The organism is Dehalococcoides sp., from assembly GCF_041654235.1.
Lineage (GTDB): Bacteria > Chloroflexota > Dehalococcoidia > Dehalococcoidales > Dehalococcoidaceae > Dehalococcoides > Dehalococcoides mccartyi_B.
Map to the genome: position 1 here is coordinate 1 of NZ_JBAZDW010000095.1, position 3482 is coordinate 3482.

General features: G+C 56.7%; 2 rRNA genes. Both read left to right on the forward strand.

Annotated features, from left to right (window positions below):
• Nucleotides 1-710: ribosomal RNA gene (locus tag WC259_RS07985) — 16S ribosomal RNA — on the forward strand; the annotation flags it as partial.
• Between the two features lie 186 nt (nt 711-896).
• Nucleotides 897-3482: ribosomal RNA gene (locus WC259_RS07990) — 23S ribosomal RNA — on the forward strand; the annotation flags it as partial.

A 3482-nucleotide genomic window follows, 5' to 3' on the forward strand; every position in this document is an offset into this window, starting at 1 on the left:
GATAACTCGCTCTTGGTCTGCAAGGATCTGGGGCTTAGCGAAAGCGTTAAGTTATCCACCTGGGGAGTACGCCGGCAACGGTGAAACTCAAAGGAATTGACGGGGGCCCGCACAAGCGGAGGAACATGTGGTTTAATTCGATGATACGCGAGGAACCTTACCCAGGCTCGAACGCCGAACGAATACAGGGGAAACTTTGTAGCCAGCAATGGCGGTCGGCGAGGTGCTGCATGGTTGTCGTCAGCTCGTGCCGTGAGGTGTCGGCTTAAGTGCCATAACGAGCGCAACCCCTATCAGTAGTTGCCAGCGGGTCATGCCGGGGACTCTACCGAGACTGCCAGCGCAAGCTGCGAGGAAGGCGGGGATGACGTCAAATCAGCACGGCCCTTACGTCTGGGGCGACACACGTGTTACAATGGCCGGTACAGAGGGCAGCCACCCCGCGAGGGGGCGCGAATCTCCAAAGCCGGTCGTAGTTCGGATCGGAGGCTGAAACCCGCCTCCGTGAAGCTGGATTCGCTAGTAATCGCATATCAGCCATGATGCGGTGAATACGTTCCCGGGCCTTGTACACACCGCCCGTCAAACCATGGGAGCTGGGGGGACCTGAAGTGCGCGACCGCAAGGAGCGCCCTAGGGTAAAACCGGTGACTGGGGTTAAGTCGTAACAAGGTAGCCGTACCGGAAGGTGCGGCTGGAACACCTCCTTTCTGGAGCACCATCAGGGTACTCTTCTGCTACACTTTCCAAAAGATATTTTACGCCACGAGGCAGACGGCCGTATCGGACACGGGTGGCGTACCATACCGAACAACCGCAAGGGAGTTCAACAAGATCTTTGACGTTTGAGGACGAAGCGGCGTACGCGACAGAGTATACCTCTGGCGGGTGCGCGGAACGGAGTAAGAAAAGGGCGTACGGGGAATGCCTTGGGTCCTATAGGCGATGAAGGACGTGGCAAGCTGCGAAAAGCTGCGGGGATCGGCAAGCACGAGTTGATCCGCAGATATCCGAATGGGGCAACCCACCTAGCTGAAGGCTAGGTATCCCGAGCAATCGGGAGGCGAACGGGGGGAACTGAAACATCTCATTACCCCTAGGAGAAGAAAACAATTGTGATTCCCCGAGTAGCGGCGAGCGAAAGGGGATTAGCCCAAACCAGGGTGGTTACGGCCATCCTGGGGTTGTAGGGCCTCTATAATCGAAGACGAGCGAAGCCGAGCTACCTGGAAAGGTAGGCCGCAGCGGGTGATAGCCCCGTAGGCGTAGGCAAGTTGGAGAGAGAGGAACCCTGAGTAGGGCGGGGCACGAGAAACCCCGTCTGAATCCGGCGGGACCATCCGCCAAGGCTAAATACTCATAGGACACCGATAGTGAACCAGTACCGTGAGGGAAAGGTGAAAAGTACCCCGAATAGGGGGGTGAAAAAGACCCTGAAACCGTACGCCTACAAGCGGTCGGAGCCCTTTAGTGGGGTGACGGCGTGCCTTTTGCATAATGAGCCTACGAGTTGCTCCTGTCCGGCAAGGTTAAGTACGGGAACGTACGGAGCCGAAGCGAAAGCGAGCCTGAATAGGGCGAAACTAGTCGGACGGGGCAGACGCGAAACCTTGCGATCTACCCATGGCCAGGATGAAGTTCCGGTAATACGGAATGGAGGTCCGAACGAGTAAACGTTGAAAAGTTTTTCGATGAGCTGTGGGTAGGGGTGAAAGGCTAATCAAGCTGGGAAATAGCTCGTACTCCCCGAAATGCCTTTAGGGGCAGCCTTGGACTTACCGCCATGGAGGTAGAGCTACCGATTGGATGCGAGGGCCTCACCGCCTATCAAATCCTGACGAACTCCGAATGCCGTGGCGCGATATCCAGGAGTGAGCCAGCGGGTGCTAATGTCCGTTGACGAGAGGGAAAGAACCCTGACCGCCAGCTAAGGCCCCCAAGAGACGGCTAAGTTGATATAACGATGTGCGGCTGCAGCGACAGCTAGGATGTTAGCTCGGAAGCAGCTATTCATTTAAAGAGTGCGTAACAGCTCACTAGTCGAGCGGCTGCGCGTGGATAATAATCGGGCATCAAGCCGTCCGCCGAAGCTGCGGATAAGAAATTATGGTAGGGGAGCATTCCACCGGCGTAGAAGCCGAGCCGCGAGGTTCGGTGGAGCTTGTGGAAAAGCAAATGTAGGCATGAGTAACGATAAGGCGGGTGAGAAACCCGCCCACCGATAGACCAAGGTTTCCTGATCAACGCTAATCGGATCAGGGTAAGGCGGGGCCTAAGGCTCACCCGAATGGGGATGCCGATGGACAGACGGTTAATATTCCGTCCCTGGCCAACGCTGCGATGGGGCGACGAAGGAGTGAAAGGACCGCCCGGCGACGGAATGCCGGGTTGAAGGGTGTAGGTATAGGGTGTAGGTTAATAGCCGGATCCTGCTGAACCTGATAGTACCGAGAGCCCACGGGCAATCGGATAGTGTCCCTAATCATACTTCCAAGAAAACCCCCTAAGCATCAGGCGTTGGGCACCCGTACCGCAAACCGACACAGGTGGTCAAGGAGAGAATCCTGAGGTGCTCGAGTGAATCACGGCTAAGGAACTCGGCAAATTAGCCCCGTAACTTCGGGAGAAGGGGCCCCCACCGCGAGGTGGGGCGCAGCGAAGAGGTCCAGGCGACTGTTTACCAAAAACACAGGGCTCTGCGAAACCGAAAGGTGAAGTATAGGGCCTGACACCTGCCCGGTGCCGGAAGGTTAAGAGGAGAGGTCATCAGCAATGAGAAGCTTTGAATCGAAGCCCCGGTAAACGGCGGCCGTAACTATAACGGTCCTAAGGTAGCGAAATTCCTTGTCGGGTAAGTTCCGACCTGCACGAATGGTGTAACGATCTGGACGCTGTCTCAGCCGTGAGCTCGGTGAAATTGTAGTATCGGTGAAGATGCCGGTTACCCGCAACGGGACGGAAAGACCCCGTGAACCTTCACTGCAGCTTAGCGCTGGTTTTGGGGTGGCAATGTGTAGGATAGGCTGGAGGCTGTGAAGCATGTACGCTAGTATGTGTGGAGCCAACGTTGAAATACAGCCCTTTGCCACTTCGGGGCCTAATCCCGGAAGGGAGACACCGCTTGGCGGGTAGTTTGACTGGGGTGGTCGCCTCCAAAAGAGTAACGGAGGCTTCCCAAGGTGCCCTCAGCACGAATGGCAACCGTGCGAGGAGTGCAATGGCACAAGGGCGCTTGACTGTGAGGCCGACAAGCCGAGCAGGTACGAAAGTAGGGCATAGTGATCCGGTGGTTCCGCATGGGAGGGCCATCGCTCAAAGGATAAAAGGTACTCCGGGGATAACAGGCTGATCGCCGCCAAGAGCTCACATCGACGCGGCGGTTTGGCACCTCGATGTCGGCTCGTCACATCCTGGGGCTGGAGAAGGTCCCAAGGGTTCGGCTGTTCGCCGATTAAAGTGGCACGCGAGCTGGGTTCAGAACG